We start from the raw sequence: 20445 nt of genomic DNA on the forward strand, positions 1-20445 counted from the left end.
GGAAGAGCTCCAGCACATTCCAGAATCCATCACCTCGGAGAAGAAACATGGACGCAAAAACCGACGAAGGCGCGGGCAAATGCCCATTCACGGCAGCCCCTCGCGGACACACGAATCGTGACTGGTGGCCGAAGTCGCTGGACGTTCAGGTCTTGCATCACAACTCCAGCCTGTCCGATCCGATGGGCAAGGGGTTCGACTACGCCAAGGAATTCAAGACCCTCGACCTCAACGCCGTGATCAAGGACCTGACGGCCCTGATGACGACGTCGCAGGAGTGGTGGCCGGCGGATTTCGGCCATTACGGCGGCCTGATGATCCGCATGGCCTGGCACTCGGCGGGCACCTATCGCATCAGCGACGGCCGCGGCGGCGCCGGTGCCGGTCAGCAGCGTTTCGCCCCGCTCAACAGCTGGCCCGATAACGCCAACCTCGACAAGGCGCGCCGGCTGCTCTGGCCGATCAAGCAGAAATACGGCCGCAAGATCTCGTGGGCCGACCTCTATGTCCTCGCCGGCAACGTCGCGCTGGAATCGATGGGCTTCAAGACCTTCGGTTTCGCGGGCGGCCGCGCCGACGTATGGGAGCCGGAAGAGCTGTACTGGGGTCCGGAAGGCACCTGGCTCGGCGACGAGCGCTACAGCGGCGAGCGTCAGCTCTCCGAGCCGCTCGGCGCGGTGCAGATGGGCCTGATCTACGTCAACCCGGAAGGCCCGAACGGCAACCCGGATCCGGTCGCTGCCGCGAAGGACATCCGCGAGACGTTCTTCCGCATGGCGATGAACGACGAAGAAACCGTCGCGCTGATCGCAGGCGGCCACACCTTCGGCAAGACCCATGGCGCCGGTGATCCGTCGCTGATCGGGCCGGAGCCGGAAGGCGGCGCGCTCGAGGAGCAGGGCTTGGGCTGGAAGAGCAAGTTCGGCACCGGCGTCGGCGCCGACGCGATCACCGGCGGCCCCGAGGTCACCTGGACCCAGACGCCGACGAAGTGGAGCAACCACTTCTTCGACAACCTGTTCAAGTATGAATGGGAGCTGACCAAGAGCCCCGCGGGTGCGAAGCAGTGGAAGGCGAAGGGCGCGGCGGCCGACATTCCGGACGCGTTCGACCCGTCGAAGAAGCACGTCCCGACCATGCTGACCACCGACCTCTCGCTGCGCTTCGACCCGGCCTATGAGAAGATCTCGCGCCGGTTCTACGAGCATCCGGATCAGTTCGCGGACGCTTTCGCCCGTGCCTGGTTCAAGCTCACGCACCGCGACATGGGCCCGATCCAGCGCTACCTCGGCCCGCTGGTGCCGAAGGAGACGCTGATCTGGCAGGATCCGGTGCCGGCGCTCGATCATGCCGTGATCGACGACAAGGATATCGAGGCGCTCAAGGCGAAGATCATCGCTTCGGGGCTCTCGGTCTCCGAACTGGTATCGACCGCCTGGGCCTCGGCCTCTACGTTCCGCGGTTCGGACAAGCGCGGCGGTGCCAACGGTGCGCGCGTTCGTCTCGCCCCGCAGAAGGACTGGGATGTCAACGAGCCGGCGCAGCTCAAGACTGTGCTGTCCAAGCTCGAAGCCATCCAGAAGGAGTTCGGCAAGAAGGTCTCGCTCGCCGATCTGATCGTGCTCGGCGGCGCGGCTGCGATCGAGAAGGCCGCGAAGGACGGCGGCACCAATGTGAAGGTCCCCTTCACGCCGGGCCGTACCGACGCGTCGCAGGAGCAGACCGACGCGCACTCCTTCGCCCCGCTCGAGCCGCGGGCCGACGGCTTCCGCAACTATCTCAGCGGCAAGCCCCAGGCCATGCTGCCCGAGGAGGCGCTGGTCGATCGCGCCCAGCTGCTGCGGCTGACCGGACCGGAATTGACGGTCCTGGTCGGCGGCCTGCGTGTGCTCGGCGCCAATGCCAACAAGTCGAAGCACGGCGTCTTCACCGGCAAGCCGGGGACGCTGACCAACGACTTCTTCCTCAACCTGCTCGACATGGGCACGGCGTGGAGCGATGCCGGCGAGGGCCTCTATGAGGGCCGCGACCGCAAGACCAAGGCGGTGAAGTGGACCGGCACCCGCGTCGATCTGATCTTCGGCTCGCACTCGCAGCTGCGCGCGTTCGCCGAAGTCTACGGCTCGTCGGATGCCAAGGAGCAGTTCGTGAACGACTTCGTCGCGGCCTGGGCCAAGGTGATGAATGCCGATCGCTTCGACCTTGTGAAGTAAGCGGCCGGCAACGGCAATCAGGGACAGGGCGGCGCTTCGGCGCCGCCCTGTTTCATTTCGGGGACGCTGTTTTGAAGACGAAGGGCTTTCTGCGGTTTGCTCAGTCGTGCAGCTTCATGTCCCGGATCATCTCCTCGAACTCCGCCGGCGTTGGTGCCGCCAGCGGCGCTTGCTGCGCGCTGCTTGCTACGGTGGGGCCGTCACACTGCGAGGCGTCGCGCCGAGGCTCGATGATTGCAGTCAGGCTCGCCCAGCAGACGAAGAGCGCGACGATCCAGTCCAGTACATTGGTTGCCGTCATGGCAGCGCCCGCATCAGCATTTCCATGCGCCGATGGTGCAGCCGGCGCGACGCTCGCGCAATTCGGAAGCTACGAAACGTAACTTCGGCAAAACCGAGTGGCACATCCGTTCGCTAGACACCGTCATTGCGAGGAGCGCTAGCGCCGAAGCAATCCATGTCTCCGCTTGCGGCACAATGGATTGCTTCGCTCCGCTCGCAATGACGGCGGATGGGATTGAGTGCCAGCCCTGAGTCGTATAGTCGCTGCTGCTAGGGCTATCCGGTCCGCGCCCGCCGGCCTTCGATCGGATAGGCCGGATCGTTGAACCCCGGCGTCGATGGATGGCCTGACACGACGAGGCGGTCGATCAGGGCTTCGTCCTCGGCGGTGAAGCGATAGTCCAGCGCGCGGATGTAGTCGTCCCATTGCGCCTCGGTGCGCGGGCCGGCGATCACGGCGCTGACGAACGACGAATTCAGCACCCAGGACACCGCGAACTGCCCGGCGGTGATGCCGCGGCTCTCGGCGTGGCGCTTGATCTCCTGCGCCAGCTGCAGCGATTCCGGCCGCCACTCGGTCTGCATCATGCGCTTGTCGTTCCGCCCCGCACGGGTGTCCGCCGGCGGCGCCGCATCGGGCGCGTATTTGCCGGTCAACACGCCGCGCGCCAATGGGCTATAGGGCACGATGCCGAGGCCGTAATAGGCGCAGGCCGGAAAATGCTCGACCTCCGGCATCCGGTTCATCGCGTTGTAATAGGGCTGACTCGCGACCGGACGATCGATGCCGAGCCGGTCGCAGATGTTGCAGATCTCGGCGACGCGCCAGGCGCGGTAGTTGGAGACGCCGAAATAGCGCACCTTGCCGGCGCGGATCAGGTCGCCCATCGCGCGCACCGTCTCGTCGAGCGGCGTCGCGTGGTCTTCCTTATGCAGGTAATAGACGTCGATGTAGTCGGTGCCGAGCCGCTTCAGGCTCTCGTCGGCGGCCTGCAACACCCAGCGCCGCGACAGCCCGCCATGATTCGGATCCTCGCCGATCGGATTGGCGAGCTTGGTCGCGAGCACCCAGTTCGACCGGCTGCTCGAGATCGCGCGGCCCACGACCTCTTCGGACTTGCCGCCATTATAGGCGTCGGCGCTGTCGATGAAGTTGATGCCGGCCTCGCGCGCCTTGGCCACGATCCGCGACGAGGTCGCCTCATCGGTCGGTCCGCCGAACATCATGGTGCCCAAGCAGATCGGCGAAACCTTCAGGCCGCTGCGGCCAAGCTGGCGATATTGCATCGGACTTCCCTCCCGTGGTCATTCCGGGGCGATGCGCAGTATCGAACCCGGAATCTCGAGGTTCCGGGTTCGCTTCGCGCCCCGGAACGACGATGGATCAACTCTCGGTCTTCAGAATCTTGAACACGCCGTTGGCCATCGCGATGCAGCGCTTCTCGACCGTCACCTCGGCGGTGATGAAGATCAGGCTGCGGGTCGAGCGCACCACGCGCGGCCGCGTCGTCAGGATCTCGCCGATCTTGCCGGCCTCGACGAAATGGGTGTCGAGCTGCACCGTCGCAAGCGTCGGCTTGCCCGAAACGAAGCGCGCGGCCATGCCGCAGGCGCGGTCGGCGAAGGTCATGATCACGCCGCCCTGCACCAGGCCGCGGCGGTTGTGGTGCTTGTCCTCGGTGATCAGTGCGAGTTCGAGCGCGCCGTCCTTCAACCGTTCCCACAGGGGGCCGATCAGCGTCAGGAAACCGGTGGTGTCGGCGACCTTCCAGCCGTCGGATTTGAGTCTGTCCGCGGCCTTGGCCGTCATGAGGTGAGGATCCGTTGCTTGGCTATGATTGATCGCAGGAGGCATGTCGTTCCGCTCATTTCATCAAACGCTGATGTGTTGTAGTCAAGCGCAATGGCCCGCACATTTGACGATGCCACCCGGCGGAATATCGCAGAGCTCTGTGCCGCGTTCGCGCGTCAGCCGCCGGCCGAAGCCGCGCCGACGCTGAAGCGCGCGGCGGTCGCGATCGCGCTGACCGAAGCCGATGACGGCCACGGCACCGCCTTCCTGCTCACCCGGCGCAGCGCGCGCCTGCGCGCCCACAGCGCGCAATGGGCGCTGCCGGGCGGGCGCTGCGATGCCGGCGAGACGCAGCCCCAGGCCGCGCTGCGCGAATTACACGAGGAGCTCGGCCTTAAGCTCTCCGAACGCGACGTGCTCGGCCTGCTCGACGATTATCCGACCCGCTCCGGCTATCTGATCACCCCGGTCGTGGTCTGGGCCGGCGTACATGCGGCGATCACGCCGAACCCGGACGAGGTCGCGTCCGCGCATCGCATCGGCCTCGATGCGATCGAGCTCGAGGACGCATTCAGCTTCGTCACGATTCCGGAGAGCGCGCGGCGGGTGATCCGCTTCCGGCTCGGCGGCCAGCAGATCCACGCGCCGACCGCCGCGCTGATCTATCAGTTCCGTGAGGTGCTGGCCGGCCGCAACACCCGCGTCGCCGATCTCGAGCAGCCGGTGTTCGCATGGAAGTGACTGTCATCACCCCGTCGTCTCCACGGCCTTGCGCGGCGAACACCGCATTGTGGCGAAATTTCCGGACCTGATCGCGGCATCCGGCCGCCTTCGATCCGGACATTTCCGGGCTGACTTCGCGGCAGTGCTTGCTACAACGAGGCCATGCGCCCGCAATTGATTCGCCTCTCGTCAGGATTTGTCGCGCTCGCGCTTGTCGCCAGCGCGCCGCCAGTATCGGCCGGCGAGGCCGATGCGCTGCCGCCGTCCGTCGCCAATGCGATGGCGCAGGCCTCGCCGCAGGCGATCATGGAATATCGCCGCAAGCTGCAGGAATACGAGGAGGCGCGCGCCGCCTTCGAGCAGGATGCGACTGCCTATTGGAGCGCGATCGCCGACAAGCGGCGCGGCCGCAACGCCAAGCGCCGCGACCGCGTGCAGATTACGCTCGATGATTACGTGCTGCAGCAGCCGCCGGTCTATGAGGGGCCGAGGCGGCCGGTCAATCCGGCTCCCGAAGAGGAGGGCGGCAAGCCGCCGCGCCCGCCCAAGACGATCCCGGTGGTCTCCGATCTGGTCAGGGCGGCTGCCGAGCAATTCCAGTTCGCGCCGCAACGGCCGTCGAGCGAGGTGGAGTTCAAGCGCGCCTATGCCCGCTACGCGCGCGCGGCGGGGCTGACGCCGGAGCAGGCGGTGCGGGTCTATTCATTCGAGACCGGCGGCACCGGCAATTACGACGTGCAGGCGGGGATCGAGCATGGCGGCAAGCGCGCCATCTCCACCGCGATGGGCTACAACCAGCTGCTCACCACCAACACCGTCGAGCTGCTCGCCGAGCAGGGCCATGAATTCGTGCGGGATCTGACCGAGCGCGTTGCGCGGACGCAGGGGCCGGCGCGCAAGGCCATGGAGCACAAGCTCGCGGTGCTGAAGAAGATGGTCGCGTTCACCCGTACCGTGCCCGACGACTGGTCGGCGCATCAGCGCCTCGCCGACACCGCGCAAGGCTGGGCGTGCCACGCCATGGTGCTCGACATCGATGTCGGTCCGATGCTGCAGACCCACAAGCTGCTGACCTCGGTGCTGTTCGCGCGCACCAAGGGCTACGACCGGCCGCTGACCGCGGCCGAGCTCGAGATGATGAACCTGACCGGCGACGGCACCGGGCTCGACATGGTGACCATGCCGCAGGCGATGCGCGAGCGGGTGCCGACCGCGAACTTCTTCCAGCGCTCGGGCTACGAGCGCAACCCGGTCGCGATCCGCCACAACACCGTGGCCAGGCTGCTTGCCGTCACCAACGAGCGGATGGACTTCAACAGCAACAAGCCCGGCGCAAGGGAATTGGCCGGGGCGTTCTGAGGTCTGCCGAAAACCGTCAGTTTGATCCGAACATGAACTTGCCGTCGCCCTCGAGATAGGGACCGGAGCGCATGTAGAGCTGGCCGTTATGCCCGATGAAGAACAGCGTCCCCTTCGGCACCTTCTTGGCGCCCTTCAGCAGCGTGCCGGCATTGCTGGTCCCCATCTTGTAGGCCCAGGTCTTGCCCTCCTTGTCATAGGCGTAGCCCATGTCGGTCTTCAGCTCCCAGGGCGCAGCCTCCTGCGCGAATGCGCATGTCGTCATCGCAGCAAGGGTCGCGGTCGCAATAAAGGTCTTGGTCAAAAAATGCGTCATGATCCACCTCCGGCCGGAAAAAAACGGCGTCGTCCCCACGTCTCTGAACAAATCACGAACGGTATTCGGGCGTCAATACGACAATCGGCGCGGCCGCTCACAGAGATCGGCGACTTTGTGATTTCCCGCATCAAGCTTGGCGACTATCTTCGCGTTACCGTTTACAAACGCTTCGATTGGCGGAAACACTACCTGGGGGTGCTCGCGATGAACCACGTCATGAAGATCGGTATCGGTGTCGCTCTGTCGTTCATGGCGCTGGCGTCAGTCGCGCAGGCGGACGAGTTCAAGCTCTCCAACAACCAGCGGATCTCCTGCAGCCGCGGCCTGTCCGCCGGCAAGCTCAAGACGTCGACCTGCAAGTCCTACGCCTATCTGTTCAACGCCAAGACCTCGGAATACTTCCGCTGCCAGGTCTCGCTGGCGCTGACGCAGGACAACAAGGAGGTCATCAACGTCCAGGCCGACGGCAGCTGCACCAAGAAGCCGCGCATCTTCGAGACCGACGGCAATTATACGTTCGATGCCACCGAGACCGAGCCGCCGAACACCAACTCGTTCTTCGGCACCGGCGGCTATGCGATCTGGGCCAGCGACACCACCACCCAGAAGATCCGCGGCTGCATCACCATCTCGTCCGGCCTCGGCTCCGACATTTCGAAGTGCCTCGACATGACGTTTCAGTGATGGCGTGCGGGCCGTGTGATGCGCAAGCTGCGCCCAGCCCCGCTCTGCCGCTCCTGGCTGTTTCTCGAAGGCGCTAACGAGACCGTGCTGCAGCACGCGGCCGCCAGCGGCGCCGACGTGCTGATCCACGAGCTCGAGGATTTCACCCCGCCGTCGCTGCGTCCGAAGGCGCGGGCGCTGGCGGCCGAGCTCTACGCCGCCTGGCGCGACCAGGGCGCGGTGGTCGCAGTCCGCGTCAACCCATTGGACCAGGACGGCATGGACGATCTTGCCGCCGTGATGCGCGGCCGTCCGGATATTGTCGCGCTGCCAAAGGTCGCCGAGCCGCATCATGTTGTCAGGCTCGACGAGGCGGTGACGCGATTCGAGCGCGACTACGGCATCGCCGAGGGATCCACGTCACTGCTGCCGAACATCGAATTCGCGCGCGGCCTGGTGCAGACCGGCGCGATCGCGGTGACGAGCCGGCGTACCATCGGCTGCCTGATGGCGTCGGAAGATCTCGCGGCCGATCTTGGCGCCGAGCGCGGCAGCGACGGCCTGGAGCTCGCTTACGCGCGGCAGCGCTTCATCGTCGAATGTCGCGCCGCCGGCGTCGTTGCGGTGGATTGCCCTTACACCTGGAGCGACGCCACCGGCGTCGCGCGCGACACGGTCTGGGCGCGACGGCTGGGATACACCGCAAAGAGCCTGGTCGATCCCGCGCATGCCGCCATCGTCAATGGTGTCCTCACCCCGAGCGAGGACGAGTTGCGCCAGGCGGGCAGGATCGTGGCGGCATTCGAAGCGGCGCGGGCGCAGGGCCTCGGCCGCGTCGAGCTCGACGGCTCGCTGCTGGAGGTCCCGACCTATTCCAACGCGAAGCGGTTGATCGCGCGCGGCGAGGCGCTGCGCGCGATCGATCGCGAGGTTCGAGCCTGACCGGAGGCGATGCCTCAGGAGGCCGGCTCTTTCTCCGAGAAGTGCATGCGTGAACGGGCGAACTTCTTGACGCCCATCGGCTTGCCGAACAGGTAGCCCTGGACCTGATCGAAATCCATCTCATGCGCGGCGAGAAAATCCGCGCGCGTCTCGACCCCTTGGGCGACGACCTGCGCGCCGGCATCGTGGGCGAGCTCGACGATGCGCCGGCACACCGTCTGCTTCAGGCGCTGATCCGCGCAGCCGGTGACGTATTGATGATCGACCTTGAGCTGGACGAACGGAAAGTTCGGCAGTCCGAGCAAAGACGGCCAGTTCGCGCCGACATTGTCGATCGAGATGCCGATATTGTGCAGGCGAACGCGCCTCGCGACATCGATCGCGAGATCCAGATTGTCGACCACCTCGGTGCTGTCGATCTCGATCAGCAGGCCGGCGAAGGCAGCATGGTCCGGAATCCGGTAACACAGCTCGCGCACCGCATCATCGTCGGCGAGAAACGAGATCGGCAGGTTGATCGAGAGATTGACCGGCCCGATCTGTTCGAGGAGATAGCGCCAGTCCTCGATCGCGCGCTCGATCACGAAATCGGACAGCGCGTGAAAATGCGGATCGCTTTCGTCGGGGATGAAGTAGGCCGGCGGCACCACGCCCCATGCGGGATGACGCATCCGGATCAGTGCCTCGGCTCCGCTCGGAACCAGCGTCCGGAGATGAATTTTCTGCTGATACCACAGCTCGAGCCAGCCGGCCTTCAGCGCTTCGGGCACGTCCACCGCCGGGCTCGGCGCCGGTTCGAGCGGCAGCAACGAGGCAAGACTGTCACGAAGGGTTCCGGCGCTGAACGGCGTGGACAGGGCCGGCAGCATGGCGATGCCGTACTCATCGCCGATCTGCCGGACCGCCTTGACGATGATCGAATCCGGCTGCCCGATGACGAGGACCTTGCCGCGATAGTCCTTTCTCACCAAAGTCTCGAGAATTTTACTGACTTCGATGCCGTCCACGGAGACGCCGAGCACCAGAAGATCGGGCCGTTCCGCGTCCAGCACGGTGTCGAGTTCCAGGGCCTGGCCGCACTCACTGGTGATGAAGCCGAGGTCTTCCAGCGCCTCTGCGAGGAAGGTTCGAAGGTGTTTTTTGCTGTCCGCAATGCATGCGCGCGGGGTCAGCTTGCGATGTCCGAACCATCCGGCGCGTGGTTGTGTGATGTGGCTGATGTGATTCATGCCCCGCCTTGTCCGTAATTACCCCGGCTTGACTCGTACATCTAAGAACCCCGGCAATCATGGAAATTTCTGGTTCATACATTGATTGGCTCGCTAACCTTAAAGGATTCAATTCGAATCAAATGATGCTGGAATCGCTGCATCTCGCCGCGGTTACACGTGCAACAAATGCGTCATCTGAGCTTCATGCGCGCGATTGCGCTCGACTTTGGACGTATGCGGAAACATTGCGCGCGTGTGTCATCGAGAGACGACGTTAATAACTGTGTTATCGCGTCGATGCAGATGTGGAACTGGATCATTGTCGGACATCCAATCGGTCATGCGAGGCGAATCGCAGCGCGCCGACGGCGAATCACGGATCATCCTTTGTGTGATGCCAATGCGGTTGCGCGCGACGTTGACGTCGCCGTTCGCAACGTCTCCGGCATCAACGCGCAGTAGCCGATCAGCCCGGCACCAGCGACGGCTGCAAGGAACAGAAATGCGGCGCTGTAGCCGGCGTGGACAATAATGAATCCGGCGACCGCCGTGCTCAGCGCGCCGCCGAGACCGGTCGCCGTGGCGATCGCGCCCTGGCTGATGTTGAAATGCCCGGTACCCTGCGTGAGATCGGCAACCACGAGCGGGAATAGCGCGCCGAAGATCCCGGCGCCGATGCCGTCGAGCAATTGCACCGACACCAGCCAGTACGGGTTGTCCGACAACGGATAGAGTGCGCCGCGAATCGCCAGCACCGCGAGCGCGACAGCGAAGATCGGCTTGCGGCCCCAGACGTCGGCCTTGCGTCCGACCAGCATCGCGACCGGCACCATCACGACCTGGGCCGCGATGATGCAGACCGACATCAGCGACGTGCCGAGGTTGCGATTGACCAATGCGAGCTTCTGGCCGACCAGCGGCAGCATCGCCGCATTGGCAAAGTGAAAGACCACGGTCGAGACCGCGAAGATCAGCAGCGGCTTGCAGGTCAGCAGCACGCGAAAGCCGGATGGCCGGTCATGCGGCGTGCCATGCGTCTCCGCGAGGTCGTCGAGCCCGCGCGCGACCTGGTGGTCGATGGCACCGGGCGGGATCGACAGCGTCGCGGCGATGCTGGCGAGCGCCATCGCGGCCAGCAGCCAGAATACGACGACAGGGCCGAACCAGTAGGCGGTGCCGCCGGCGATCGCGGCGGCCACGGCATTGCCGGCGTGATTGTACGCCTCGTTGCGTCCGGTGCGCGCCGCGAACGCCTTGGGGCCGACGATGCCGAGCGTCACCGCGGCGATCGCCGGTGCGAACACCGAGCCGCTCGTGGCGGCAACCGCCTGGGTCGCGGCGACCAGCGCGAAGTGGTCGAGCAGCGGCAGCAGCAGGCACGCGGCGGTCACGGCGATGGCGGCTGATATCATCAGGGCGCGCTTGGCGCGGCTGCCGTCGATCAGGGCACCGGCCGGAGTCTGGGCGACGATCCCCGCGATCGCGGCGATCGACATCACCGACCCGATCGAGGCCTCATCCCACTTCCGTTCGGTGAGAAGGTAGATCGCCAGATAGGGGCCGAGCCCGTCCCGCACGTCGGCGAGGAAGAAGTTCAACGCATCAAGCGCGCGCTCAACGGTCGTCGTCCCGGACGGCTGCAAGTCATACCTCGCGGCGAGATTGCGCATCTCAACCCGCTCGTACGCGCGGAGTTCCCCGCGCAGGTAAAGTGGTGCTGCCATCAGGGGTTTTTGGCCACGCATGCGTCATTTGGATGGGTTGACCCGGCAGGGTTGTGCGGCCAATTTCCGGCCCGGCTTAGGGGAGAATATTGCTCATGAATTCAAGGTTGATGGCTGCTGCGATCGTGGCAGCCAGTGTTTTGGCTGCGCCCGTCGCGCAGGCCGAGCAGTTCATTAACGTGCTCACCGGCGGCACCTCGGGCGTTTATTATCCGCTCGGCGTCGCGATCGGGAAGATCTACGGTGACAAGATATCAGGCGTGAAGACCCAGGTGCAGGCCACCAAGGCCTCGGTGGAGAACCTGGTGCTGCTGCAGCAGGGCCGCGGCGAGATCGCCTTCACGCTCGGCGATTCGCTGAAGGCGGCCTGGGACGGCGACGCCGAGGCCGGCTTCAAGACCAAGCTCGACAAGCTGCGCACCATCGGCGCGATCTATCCGAACTACATCCAGATCGTCGCGACCGCCGAAAGCGGCATCAAGACGCTGGCCGATCTCAAGGGCAAGAGCCTGTCGGTTGGCGCGCCGAAGTCCGGCACCGAGCTCAACTCGCGCGCGATCCTCGCGGCTGCTGGCATGAGCTACAAGGATCTCGGCAAGGTCGAGTATCTGCCGTTCGCCGAATCGGTCGACCTGATGAAGAATCGCCAGCTCAACGCCACCTTGCAGTCCGCCGGCCTCGGCGTCGCCTCGCTGAAGGACCTCTCGACCTCGAGCGAGATCACCGTGGTCGCCGTGCCGAAGGAGACCGTCGACAAGATCGGTCCGCCCTTCGTCTCCGTGGTCATTCCGGCCAACACCTATACCGGCCAGGACAAGGACGTGCCGACGGCTGCGGTCGTGAACTACCTCGTCACCTCGAGCGCGGTGTCGGACGATCTCGCCTATCAGATGACCAAGCTGATCTACGATTCGCTGCCGGAACTCGCCAATGCCCACGCCGCGGGCAAGGAGATCAAGCTCGAGGCCGCCGCGACCGGCAGCCCGGTGCCGCTGCATCCCGGCGCGATCCGCTATTACAAGGAAAAGGGCCTGATCAAGTAGGGCCGGACGTCTGCTCCTTGCCGTCATTGCGAGGAGCGAAGCGACGAAGCAATCCATCCCTCAACGTGCCGAGGGATGGATTGCTTCGCGGAGCCTGTCATCGGGCGCGCATTCGCGCGACCCGTTGGCTCGCAATGACGACGGGCCGGCCTTTCCCGGTATCGGGACAGAAGCCAGGTGGATATAAGCGTCGCGGCACGGCGGGGGACTTCATTCAATGCAGCAGCAGGTTGCGGGCGAAGAGCCCATCAAGGTTGAATTCGATAATTTCGAGCATGGCTTTCCGGAAGGATTTGGCCCGGGCGCCTGGGGGCATCTGGCTTACGCCATCGGTCTCGCCTTTGCGGTGTTCCAGCTCTATGTCGCGGCGTTCAACTATCTGCCGAGCCAGGTGGTGCGCGGCGTCCATGTCGGCTTCCTGATCCTCCTGACCTTCGGTCTGATCGGCAATTTCACCGCGAAAACCGATTTCGGCCGCGCGGTGAGCTGGATCGTCGGTGCGGCCGGTTTCCTCTGCGGACTCTACCAGTGGATCTTCTATGCCGATTTGATCGCCCGCGACGGCGACCCGACCAACATGGACCTTGCGGTCGGCACGCTGCTCGCGATCCTGATCTTCGAGGGCACGCGGCGGCTGATGGGAGCGGCGCTGCCGCTGATGTGCGGCGCCTGTCTGCTCTATTGGTTCTTCGGGCAGTATCTGCCGTCGCCGTTCAACCATCGCGGCTATGACTTCGACCAGATCGTCACCCATCTCTCGTTCGGCACCGAGGGCTTCTACGGCGTGCCGATCTACGTCTCGGCGACCTACATCTTCCTGTTCATCCTGTTCGGCTCGTTCCTGGAGCGCGCCGGCATGATCCAGCTGTTCACCGACGTCTCGCTCGGCCTGTTCGGCCGCACCCGCGGCGGCCCGGCCAAGGTCGCGGTGTTCGCCTCCGGCATGATGGGCACGATCTCCGGCTCCGGCGTCGCCAACGTCGTCACCGTCGGCCAGTTCACGATTCCCCTGATGATCAAGTTCGGCTATCGCCGCGCCTTTGCAGCGGGCGTCGAGGCCACCGCCTCGATGGGCGGCCAGATCATGCCGCCGGTGATGGGCGCGGTCGCCTTCATCATGGCCGAGACGCTCGGCGTGCCCTATTCGGAGATCGTCAAGGCGGCGGTGATTCCGGCGATCCTGTACTTCGCCTCGGCGTTCTGGATGGTGCATCTGGAAGCCGGCAAGCATGGCCTCGTCGGCATGAAGCGCTCCGAGATCCCGAGCGCCTGGAAGGCGCTGGTGGCGCGCTGGTACCTGGTGTTGCCGCTCGCGGCGCTGGTCTACATGCTGTTCGAAGGCTTCACACCGCTCTATGCCGGCAGCATGGGGCTCGCGCTGACGGTCGCGCTGATCCTCGGCGCCAGCATCACGCTCGGCGTCTCCAACACCGTCGTGCGCTATGTCTTCTGGATCGGGCTTGCGCTGGTGGTTGCCGCGGTGTCGCGCCACGGGCTCGAGATCGTGCCGGTCGCCAGCGTCGTCGCCGGACTGATCGTGATCGCGGCGATCACCCGCGGCGGCCGGGCCACGCTCAGGGCCTGCCGCGACTCGCTCGCCGACAGCGCCAAGTCGGCGCTGACCGTCGGCATGGCCTGCGCCATCGTCGGCACCATCATCGGCATGATGACGCAGACCGGCGTCGGCACCATCTTCGGCAGCTGGATCATCGGGCTCGGCGCCAAGAGCCTGTTCCTGGCGCTGATCATGACCATGCTGCTGTCGATCCTGCTCGGCACCGGCATCCCGACGATCCCGACCTACATCATCACCGCAGCGCTTGCGGCCCCTGCGCTCGCCAAGCTCGGCGTGCCGCTGATCGCAAGCCACATGTTCGCGTTCTACTACGGCATCATGGCCGACCTCTCGCCGCCGGTGGCGCTTGCGGCACTCGCGGCGGCGCCGATCGCCAAGGAGAATCCGGACAAGATCGGCTGGGAGGCGATGCGGATCGCGCTCGCCGGCTACGTCATTCCCTTCATCTTCGTCTATTCGCCGGCGTTGATGTTGCAGGCGGGCGATCCGATGGCCGCGCAACTCGGCTTCTACGGCGCGGTGGCGCTCGCGACCTTCAAGGCGCTGGTGGCGATCGCCCTGTTCGGCATCGTCGCGATCGGCTTCCTGTTCACGCGGCTGAGCTTGATCGAGATCGCGGTCGCGTTCGGCGCCGCGCTCTGCCTGCTCGGCGACTTCCGCTTCTCGGATACGGCGGGCTTCGCGCTCGCTGCCGCGGTCGTGCTGTGGCAATGGCGGCAGCGCCCGCGCGATGCGGTGGCGGCGGCTTGAGCCTCTGCCTTGCATCCGCCGGTGTCGTGAAGGCGCTGCAGGTCGCGGCCTTCACGCTCGCCTGGACCCATTCGATCGAGAAGACCGCCTGGCAGGAAGACTGGCTGGTCACGCCGGCCGGGCTGACACTGCAACAGGCGCGCATCAAGGGCACCGGCGCCGGCATGGAGCCGCCGCCGGAGGCGCATCTAGTCGATGGCTGGTTTCAATGGTCGCCGCCGCCCGCACTAAGGGCGGAGGTCGTGCTCGGCAATTCCGGCGCCGCCGGCGAATGGCACCTGTGCTCGGTGGGACGCTGCCAGACGCTATCGGAGATTTTCGAACATCCGATCGGTGCTAATGTCACGACGATGAGTGTGTGTCGCGATCCGTAGCCCGGATGAAGCGTCAGCGTAATCCGGGGCCGGTGTTCCCGGATTGCGCTTCGCTTCATCCGGGCTACGGTCCAGATGCAAGAACAACAAGGGAGAAAGACCGATGGATCGGCTCAAGGGCAAGGTTGCGATGGTGGTCGGCGCGGGCTCGATCGGGCCTGGCTGGGGCAATGGCAAGGCGACCGCCGTCACCTTCGCGCGCGAGGGCGCCAGCGTGTTCTGCGTCGATCGCAACGGCGCGGCGGCCGAGGAGACGGTCAAGATCATCACCGAGGAAGGCGGCAAGGCCGCCGCCTTCACCGCCGATGTCTCGCGCGCCAGCGAAGTCGAGGCGATGGTCGCGGCTTGCCTCAAGACCTATGGCCGCATCGACGTGCTCGACAACAATGTCGGGATCGCCGAGGTCGGCAGCGTGGTGGAGGTTGCGGAAGCCGAGTGGGATCGCGTGTTCGCGGTCAATCTCAAGAGCGCCTATCTGTCGATGAAGCACGTCATTCCGGTCATGATCAAGCAGGGCGGCGGCTCGATCATCAACATCTCCTCGATCGCCTCGATCCGCCATGTCGGCATTTCCTATGTCAGCTACAATGCAAGCAAGGCGGCGATGAACCAGATGACGCGCTCGACAGCGGTCGAGTTCGCCTCCAAGCATGTCCGCGTCAACGCGATCCTGCCCGGGCTGATGAAGACGCCGATGGTCGCGCATTCGGCGGGCCTCGCGCAAAGCTACGCCAAGGGCGATGTCGAGGCGATGTGGCGGGCGCGCGACGCGCAGGTGCCGATGGGCCACATGGGCGACGCCTGGGACGTCGCCAATGCCGCGCTGTTCCTTGCCTCGGACGAATCGAAATATGTCACCGGCATCGAGCTCGTGGTCGACGGCGGCATCACCTCCAAATCTGGTGCATGAAGTCGGGTGCGTGAGCGGCTAAGCCTCGACGCTGAGCTCGGCGCGGTCGAGCTCTTCCTCGACCAGATGGAAGGCGTCGTCGCCGATGGTCTCGGTGCGGCGTAGTTTGAGCAGCGCCTGACGCGCTGCTGCGATGGCGCGGCGCCGCAGCGGATCGGCCGGCAGCTCGCGCGAGAACAGGCCGCCATCAGGGTCGCTCTCGGCGCGCACCAGCACGGCGCGGTATTCGAGCCGGAGGATTTCGGCTTCCTCCGAGGGATCGGCGTCGATCTCGTCGAGCGCGGCGCGAAACGCGACGCTGCGGGCGTGGGCGGCCTCGCGTCCGACCGGATCGTCGTCAGCGAAATTCAGCGCCAGGATCAGCGGCCGCAAGGTGAGGCCCTGGATCACCAGCGAGCCCAGCACCACGGCGAATGCCGTCAGCAGGATCAGGTCGCGATACGGAAACCATTCGGGCAGCGCGAACGCAGCCGCGAGCGTGACGATGCCGCGCATGCCGCACCACGACACGATGAAGCCGCGCTTCAAGGTCGGCACGGCGTCTACCACATGGGCGGGCAGCCAATGCCGCGCCTTCAGCGTGCGCAATAGCGCGCCGTAGGGCATCACCCAGAGGATGCGGGCGAGGATCACGACGGCGAGGATCGCAGCCGCAAAGCTGCAATATTTCCATCGCACCTCGGCGTCGAGCTCGGACCAGATCGGGCGCAATTGCAGGCCGATCAGCATGAAGGCGAGCACGTTGAGCACGAACACGACGGTCTCCCACACCGCATAGGACGACACGCGCAGCCGCGCCGAGGTGCGGGCCGGCGCGGTGCGGGCGATGGTGATCGCATAGGCGATGATGGTGAGGATGCCGGACAGGCCGAGATGCTCGGCGACGATCCACACCATGAAGGTGCCGCCGAACTGCGTGATGATCGCGCTCGGCGCCTCGGTGATGCGGCGGGTGATCATCATCCAGACTTGCGCGAACAGATAGCCGGCGGCAAGGCTCCCGACCAGCGCGATCGTGATCGACGGCACGAACTCGCGGATCTTCATGTGCTCGGCGGTGACGAGGCCGACCGCGACGCGATAGATCAACAGCGAGGTGGCATCGTTGAGCAGGCTTTCGCCTTCGAGGATCTTCTGGATCCGGTAGGGCAGGCTGACCTGGCGCAGGATCGCGGTGGCCGCCGCCGCGTCCGGCGGCGCCACGATGGCGCCGAGCGCGATCGCGACCGCCCAGGGCATGTCCGGACGCAGCCAATGCGCGACCACGGCGACCGCCGCCGTGGTGACGCCGACCGCGACCACGACCAGCGTCGAGACCGGCAGCCAGTTGTTGCGCAGATCGCGCAGCGAGGTGTCGAAGGCGGCATCGAGCAGCACTGGCGCGACGAACAGCGCCAACGCCAGCTTCGGTTCCAGTGCCCAGGTCGGCGCCCATGGCAGCAGGGTCAGCAGCACGCCGCCGAGCGCAAGAAAGGTCGGGTAGGGCACCTTGATCCGCCGCGCCAGCGCCGACAGCGCCACCGCTGCGAGCAACAGGCCGATGATCCATTCGAATGTCAGCAAGACAAACCCCCAAGGTGCGGCTTCAGATGCGGCTCAAAGTGCAGCCGATCGTCGCAATTGACGTATAATCCAGCGTGTGGTTTTGCGGCAATTGGCACCGCTCGAAATCGGAGGCCGGTGGTACAGGCGCGGGATGTCTTGTCGGTGATGGGAATGCGACGCAACTCTCGAAATCTGGCTGTGGCGCTGATCTGCGCATGCCTGTTGGTCGCATCAGGCGGTGCGCGCGCGACCAGCAGCGAACCCGGCAAGGATGTGCAGGCCGATGCCGGCCCCTGCATTGCCGCCGCTGCGGCGACGGATGACGACAAGATCATCGAGGTCTGCGGCGCGCTGATCGACAATGAGAAGGCGGCCAGGCCCGATCGCGTCAAGGCCCTGCTGGCGCGCGCGGGCGCCTATGACCGCAAGCAGATGATCGACCGCGCGATCGCAGACTACGACACCGTGCTCCGGCTCGATCCATCGCTTGCCGACGCCCACAATGCGCGCGGCGAGCTGTGGCGGCGCAAGGGCGACCGGCCGAAGGCGATCATGGATTTCGGCGCCGCCGTCAAGCTCGACCCGAACCATGCCGCGGCCAAGGCCAACTACAAATCGCTGTCGTTGGAGCTGGAGCGGATCGGCGCCATGATGGCGGTCGCCGGCAAGCCGAGCTTCGATTGCCGCAAGGCGCGTCGCTCGGTGGAGAAAGCGATCTGCGCCAATCCCGCGCTCGCCGATCTCGACCGCGAGATCGGCGCGTCGACCTTTCGCACCGTGCGCGAGGCCGGGGATCCGCGCCAGGCGCGCGAGCTGCAACGCGCGCAAGACGATTTCATCGCCCGCCGCAACGCCGAATTCGGCAAGCCGGGCTACGACCTGCAAAAGGCGATGCGCGAGCGGCTGCAGCAGATCAACGGAGCCGATGGCTACTAGTGCCAAGGTCGGTCAGTTTACGGCTTGAAACGCGGCCGCTTCCCGTGACAATGGTCGGCAAATGACGCGCGACCGCGCGAGGGAGAAACGCGATGACCATTCAGCAGGGCCGGTATCATGAGGTGTATGCCCGCTCGCTTCGGGACCCCGAGGGGTTCTGGGCGGAAGCGGCGCGCGAGATCGACTGGATCGAGCCGGCGAAGAAGATCTACGATCCCTCAATGGGCGCCTATGGACGCTGGTTCGCCGGCGCCGTGGTCAACACCTGCTACAACGCGCTGGATCGCCATGTCGCCAGCGGCAGAGCCTCCCAGGTCGCGCTGATCCACGATTCCCCGCTCACCAACGCGATCACCAAATTCACCTATTCCGAGCTTCTGAAAGAAGTGCAGACGCTCGCCGCCGTCATGCAGGATTTCGGCGTCGCCAAGGGCGATCGCGTCATCCTCTATATGCCGATGGTGCCGGAGGCCGTCGTCGCGATGCTCGCCTGCGCGCGGATCGGCGCGGTGCACAGCGTGGTGTTCGGCGGCTTTGCGGCCAAAGAGCTCGCGACCCGCATCGACGACGCCAAGCCGAAGCTGATCTTCTCGGCGAGCTGTGGCATCGAGCCCGGACGCATCGTGCAGTACAAGCCGCTGCTCGACGAGGCGATCCGCCTCGCCGGCGCCAAGCCCGAGACCTGCATCATCCTGCAGCGGCCGCAGCAGGCGTGCGAGCTCACCGCGGGCCGCGACCATGACTGGGTGGCGTTGCGCCGCTCAGCGCTCGACGCCGGCAAGACCGCGCCCTGCGTGCCGGTGGCTGCGACCGATCCGCTCTACATCCTCTACACGTCGGGCACGACCGGGATTCCGAAGGGCGTGGTGCGCGACAATGGCGGCCATCTCGTCGCGCTGAAATGGTCGATGGAAAATCTCTACGGCGTGAAGCCCGGCGAGATCTGGTGGTGCGGCTCCGACATCGGCTGGGTGGTGGGCCACTCCTACATCGTCTACGGCCCGCTGATCCACGGCGCGACCACGATCATGTATGAAGGCAAGCCGGTCGGCACACCGGATGCCGGCGCATTCTGGCGCGTGATCTCGGAGCACAAGGCGGTCGCCTTCTTCACTGCGCCGACCGCGTTCCGCGCGATCAAGAAGGAAGACCCCGAGGGCAAGTTCATCCGGAACTACGATCTCTCCAGCTTCCGCACCCTGTTCCTCGCCGGCGAGCGCGCCGATCCGCCGACGGTGGAATGGGCCGAGCAGCAGCTGAAAGTGCCGGTGATCGATCACTGGTGGCAGACCGAGACCGGCTGGTGCATTGCCGGCAATCCTGTTGGCCTGGGCCAGCTGCCGGTCAAGCACGGTTCGCCGACGGTGCCGATGCCGGGCTATCAGGTCGACATCGTCGACGAGGCGGCAAAGCCGGTCGCCGTCGGCACGATGGGCTCGATCGTGATCAAGCTGCCGATGCCGCCCGGCTGCCTGCCGACGCTGTGGCAGCAGGACGATCGCTTCAGGGACGCCTATCTCTCGGAATTCCCCGGCTACTACAAGACCTCGGATGCCGGCTACAAGGATGCGGACGGCTATGTCTGGGTGATGGGCCGCACCGACGACATCATCAATGTCGCCGGCCATCGGCTCTCCACCGGCGGCATGGAGGAGATCCTCGCCTCGCATCCGGATGTTGCCGAATGCGCCGTGCTCGGCGTCAAGGATGCGATCAAGGGCGAGGTGCCCTGCGGCTTCCTGGTGCTGAAGGCCGGCGTCACCAAGGCGCCGGAGCAAGTCGAGAAGGAAGTGGTGGCGCTGGTGCGCGACAAGCTCGGCCCGGTCGCCGCCTTCAAGCTCGCGATCACTGTGGCGCGGCTGCCGAAGACGCGCTCCGGCAAGATCCTGCGCGGCACCATCAAGAAGATCGCCGATGGCGAGCCTTGGACCATGCCGGCGACGATCGAGGACCCGAAGGTGCTCGACGAGATCGGTGAGGCGCTGAAGGGCAAGGCGTAGCACGTCGTCGTAAGCGCTTTTGCTCTGTTCGATGGAGAGAGTGCGCCGTGTGGCCACCCCTCTCCCTAACCCTCCCCCGCAAG

General features: G+C 65.4%; 18 protein-coding genes. 11 read left to right on the forward strand and 7 right to left on the reverse strand.

Annotation, left to right across the window (positions count from 1 at the left end; genetic code table 11):
• Window positions 1-47: 47 nt before the first annotated feature.
• Entirely contained in the window at window positions 48-2213 is a 2166-nt protein-coding gene (katG, locus tag FBZ93_RS24345) for a catalase/peroxidase HPI (protein ID WP_146989144.1), read from the forward strand.
• Window positions 2214-2313: 100 nt separating this feature from the next.
• Here the strand turns inward: katG and FBZ93_RS24350 are convergent, their stop codons facing one another.
• The 3 genes from FBZ93_RS24350 to FBZ93_RS24360 form a co-directional block, all read right to left on the reverse strand.
• The gene (locus FBZ93_RS24350; protein ID WP_146989146.1) at window positions 2314-2514 is read right to left on the reverse strand and encodes a hypothetical protein; all 201 of its coding nucleotides are present in this window, start codon (window positions 2512-2514) and stop codon (window positions 2314-2316) included.
• Window positions 2515-2771: 257 nt separating this feature from the next.
• Window positions 2772-3782 (reverse strand): aldo/keto reductase, encoded by a 1011-nt coding sequence (locus tag FBZ93_RS24355; protein ID WP_146989148.1) that lies wholly within the window; start codon window positions 3780-3782, stop codon window positions 2772-2774.
• A 97-nt stretch (window positions 3783-3879) separates the two neighbouring features.
• On the reverse strand, window positions 3880-4305 hold the full coding sequence (locus FBZ93_RS24360) for a PaaI family thioesterase (RefSeq protein ID WP_146989150.1): 426 nt from the start codon (window positions 4303-4305) through the stop codon (window positions 3880-3882).
• Between the two features lie 93 nt (window positions 4306-4398).
• Here FBZ93_RS24360 and FBZ93_RS24365 point away from each other — a divergent pair, with 93 nt between their 5' ends.
• Entirely contained in the window at window positions 4399-5028 is a 630-nt protein-coding gene (locus tag FBZ93_RS24365) for an NUDIX hydrolase (RefSeq protein WP_146989151.1), read from the forward strand.
• 144 nt (window positions 5029-5172) lie between these two features.
• Window positions 5173-6369, forward strand: coding sequence for a hypothetical protein (locus FBZ93_RS24370; protein ID WP_146989153.1), 1197 nt, complete (start codon window positions 5173-5175; stop codon window positions 6367-6369).
• Window positions 6370-6385: 16 nt separating this feature from the next.
• Here FBZ93_RS24370 and FBZ93_RS24375 read toward each other — a convergent pair whose 3' ends face one another.
• Complete coding sequence (locus FBZ93_RS24375; RefSeq protein ID WP_146989155.1) at window positions 6386-6685, reverse strand: hypothetical protein; 300 nt, start codon at window positions 6683-6685, stop codon at window positions 6386-6388.
• Window positions 6686-6892: 207 nt separating this feature from the next.
• Between FBZ93_RS24375 and FBZ93_RS24380 the strand changes: the two genes are divergently transcribed.
• Window positions 6893-7372: a hypothetical protein gene (locus FBZ93_RS24380; protein WP_146989157.1), complete on the forward strand. Its 480-nt coding sequence runs from the start codon at window positions 6893-6895 to the stop codon at window positions 7370-7372.
• A gap of 18 nt (window positions 7373-7390) precedes the next feature.
• On the forward strand, window positions 7391-8293 hold the full coding sequence (locus tag FBZ93_RS24385) for an HpcH/HpaI aldolase/citrate lyase family protein (RefSeq protein ID WP_246667624.1): 903 nt from the start codon (window positions 7391-7393) through the stop codon (window positions 8291-8293).
• A gap of 14 nt (window positions 8294-8307) precedes the next feature.
• Here FBZ93_RS24385 and FBZ93_RS24390 read toward each other — a convergent pair whose 3' ends face one another.
• Both FBZ93_RS24390 and FBZ93_RS24395 read right to left on the reverse strand, forming a co-directional pair.
• The gene (locus tag FBZ93_RS24390; RefSeq protein WP_146989161.1) at window positions 8308-9522 is read right to left on the reverse strand and encodes an EAL domain-containing response regulator; all 1215 of its coding nucleotides are present in this window, start codon (window positions 9520-9522) and stop codon (window positions 8308-8310) included.
• Between the two features lie 362 nt (window positions 9523-9884).
• Window positions 9885-11174: an MFS transporter gene (locus FBZ93_RS24395; RefSeq protein WP_146989163.1), complete on the reverse strand. Its 1290-nt coding sequence runs from the start codon at window positions 11172-11174 to the stop codon at window positions 9885-9887.
• Between the two features lie 149 nt (window positions 11175-11323).
• Here FBZ93_RS24395 and FBZ93_RS24400 point away from each other — a divergent pair, with 149 nt between their 5' ends.
• The 4 genes from FBZ93_RS24400 to FBZ93_RS24415 all read left to right on the forward strand — a co-directional run bounded on the left by FBZ93_RS24400 (window position 11324) and on the right by FBZ93_RS24415 (window position 15881).
• The gene (locus FBZ93_RS24400) at window positions 11324-12271 is read left to right on the forward strand and encodes a TAXI family TRAP transporter solute-binding subunit (protein WP_146989165.1); all 948 of its coding nucleotides are present in this window, start codon (window positions 11324-11326) and stop codon (window positions 12269-12271) included.
• A 217-nt stretch (window positions 12272-12488) separates the two neighbouring features.
• Entirely contained in the window at window positions 12489-14597 is a 2109-nt protein-coding gene (locus FBZ93_RS24405; RefSeq protein WP_146989167.1) for a TRAP transporter permease, read from the forward strand.
• Window positions 14558-14971 (forward strand): DUF1850 domain-containing protein, encoded by a 414-nt coding sequence (locus tag FBZ93_RS24410; RefSeq protein WP_146989169.1) that lies wholly within the window; start codon window positions 14558-14560, stop codon window positions 14969-14971. Before FBZ93_RS24405 ends, FBZ93_RS24410 begins: the two co-directional genes overlap by 40 nt.
• Before the next feature lie 103 nt (window positions 14972-15074).
• Window positions 15075-15881, forward strand: coding sequence for an SDR family NAD(P)-dependent oxidoreductase (locus tag FBZ93_RS24415; RefSeq protein WP_146989171.1), 807 nt, complete (start codon window positions 15075-15077; stop codon window positions 15879-15881).
• A gap of 18 nt (window positions 15882-15899) precedes the next feature.
• On the opposite strand, the gene FBZ93_RS24420 is transcribed toward FBZ93_RS24415, so the two are convergent.
• Entirely contained in the window at window positions 15900-17444 is a 1545-nt protein-coding gene (locus FBZ93_RS24420; protein ID WP_146989173.1) for a cation:proton antiporter, read from the reverse strand.
• A gap of 153 nt (window positions 17445-17597) precedes the next feature.
• On the opposite strand from FBZ93_RS24420, the gene FBZ93_RS24425 reads away from it, so the two are divergent.
• Together FBZ93_RS24425 and FBZ93_RS24430 are read left to right on the forward strand one after the other, a co-directional pair.
• Window positions 17598-18362 (forward strand): DUF1311 domain-containing protein, encoded by a 765-nt coding sequence (locus FBZ93_RS24425; protein ID WP_146989175.1) that lies wholly within the window; start codon window positions 17598-17600, stop codon window positions 18360-18362.
• Window positions 18363-18454: 92 nt separating this feature from the next.
• The gene (locus FBZ93_RS24430; RefSeq protein ID WP_146989177.1) at window positions 18455-20362 is read left to right on the forward strand and encodes a propionyl-CoA synthetase; all 1908 of its coding nucleotides are present in this window, start codon (window positions 18455-18457) and stop codon (window positions 20360-20362) included.
• The last annotated feature ends 83 nt before the right edge of the window (window positions 20363-20445 follow it).

Origin of the sequence: Bradyrhizobium macuxiense, assembly GCF_007993935.1 — a bacterium.
GTDB lineage: Bacteria > Pseudomonadota > Alphaproteobacteria > Rhizobiales > Xanthobacteraceae > Bradyrhizobium > Bradyrhizobium macuxiense_A.

Excerpts from the sequence above, each read along its gene's own strand:
- FBZ93_RS24410 (WP_146989169.1), top strand. The coding sequence starts at position 14,558 with ATGGCGGCAGCGCCCGCGCGATGCGGTGGCGGCGGCTTGAGCCTCTGC.
- FBZ93_RS24405 (WP_146989167.1), top strand. The coding sequence starts at position 12,489 with ATGCAGCAGCAGGTTGCGGGCGAAGAGCCCATCAAGGTTGAATTCGAT.
- FBZ93_RS24430 (WP_146989177.1), top strand. The coding sequence starts at position 18,455 with ATGACCATTCAGCAGGGCCGGTATCATGAGGTGTATGCCCGCTCGCTT.
- FBZ93_RS24390 (WP_146989161.1), bottom strand. The coding sequence starts at position 9,522 with ATGAATCACATCAGCCACATCACACAACCACGCGCCGGATGGTTCGGA.
- FBZ93_RS24355 (WP_146989148.1), bottom strand. The coding sequence starts at position 3,782 with ATGCAATATCGCCAGCTTGGCCGCAGCGGCCTGAAGGTTTCGCCGATC.
- FBZ93_RS24415 (WP_146989171.1), top strand. The coding sequence starts at position 15,075 with ATGGATCGGCTCAAGGGCAAGGTTGCGATGGTGGTCGGCGCGGGCTCG.
- FBZ93_RS24425 (WP_146989175.1), top strand. The coding sequence starts at position 17,598 with ATGCGACGCAACTCTCGAAATCTGGCTGTGGCGCTGATCTGCGCATGC.
- FBZ93_RS24395 (WP_146989163.1), bottom strand. The coding sequence starts at position 11,174 with ATGCGCAATCTCGCCGCGAGGTATGACTTGCAGCCGTCCGGGACGACG.
- FBZ93_RS24370 (WP_146989153.1), top strand. The coding sequence starts at position 5,173 with ATGCGCCCGCAATTGATTCGCCTCTCGTCAGGATTTGTCGCGCTCGCG.
- FBZ93_RS24365 (WP_146989151.1), top strand. The coding sequence starts at position 4,399 with ATGGCCCGCACATTTGACGATGCCACCCGGCGGAATATCGCAGAGCTC.
- katG (WP_146989144.1), top strand. The coding sequence starts at position 48 with ATGGACGCAAAAACCGACGAAGGCGCGGGCAAATGCCCATTCACGGCA.
- FBZ93_RS24385 (WP_246667624.1), top strand. The coding sequence starts at position 7,391 with ATGCGCAAGCTGCGCCCAGCCCCGCTCTGCCGCTCCTGGCTGTTTCTC.
- FBZ93_RS24400 (WP_146989165.1), top strand. The coding sequence starts at position 11,324 with ATGAATTCAAGGTTGATGGCTGCTGCGATCGTGGCAGCCAGTGTTTTG.
- FBZ93_RS24380 (WP_146989157.1), top strand. The coding sequence starts at position 6,893 with ATGAACCACGTCATGAAGATCGGTATCGGTGTCGCTCTGTCGTTCATG.
- FBZ93_RS24375 (WP_146989155.1), bottom strand. The coding sequence starts at position 6,685 with ATGACGCATTTTTTGACCAAGACCTTTATTGCGACCGCGACCCTTGCT.
- FBZ93_RS24350 (WP_146989146.1), bottom strand. The coding sequence starts at position 2,514 with ATGACGGCAACCAATGTACTGGACTGGATCGTCGCGCTCTTCGTCTGC.
- FBZ93_RS24360 (WP_146989150.1), bottom strand. The coding sequence starts at position 4,305 with ATGACGGCCAAGGCCGCGGACAGACTCAAATCCGACGGCTGGAAGGTC.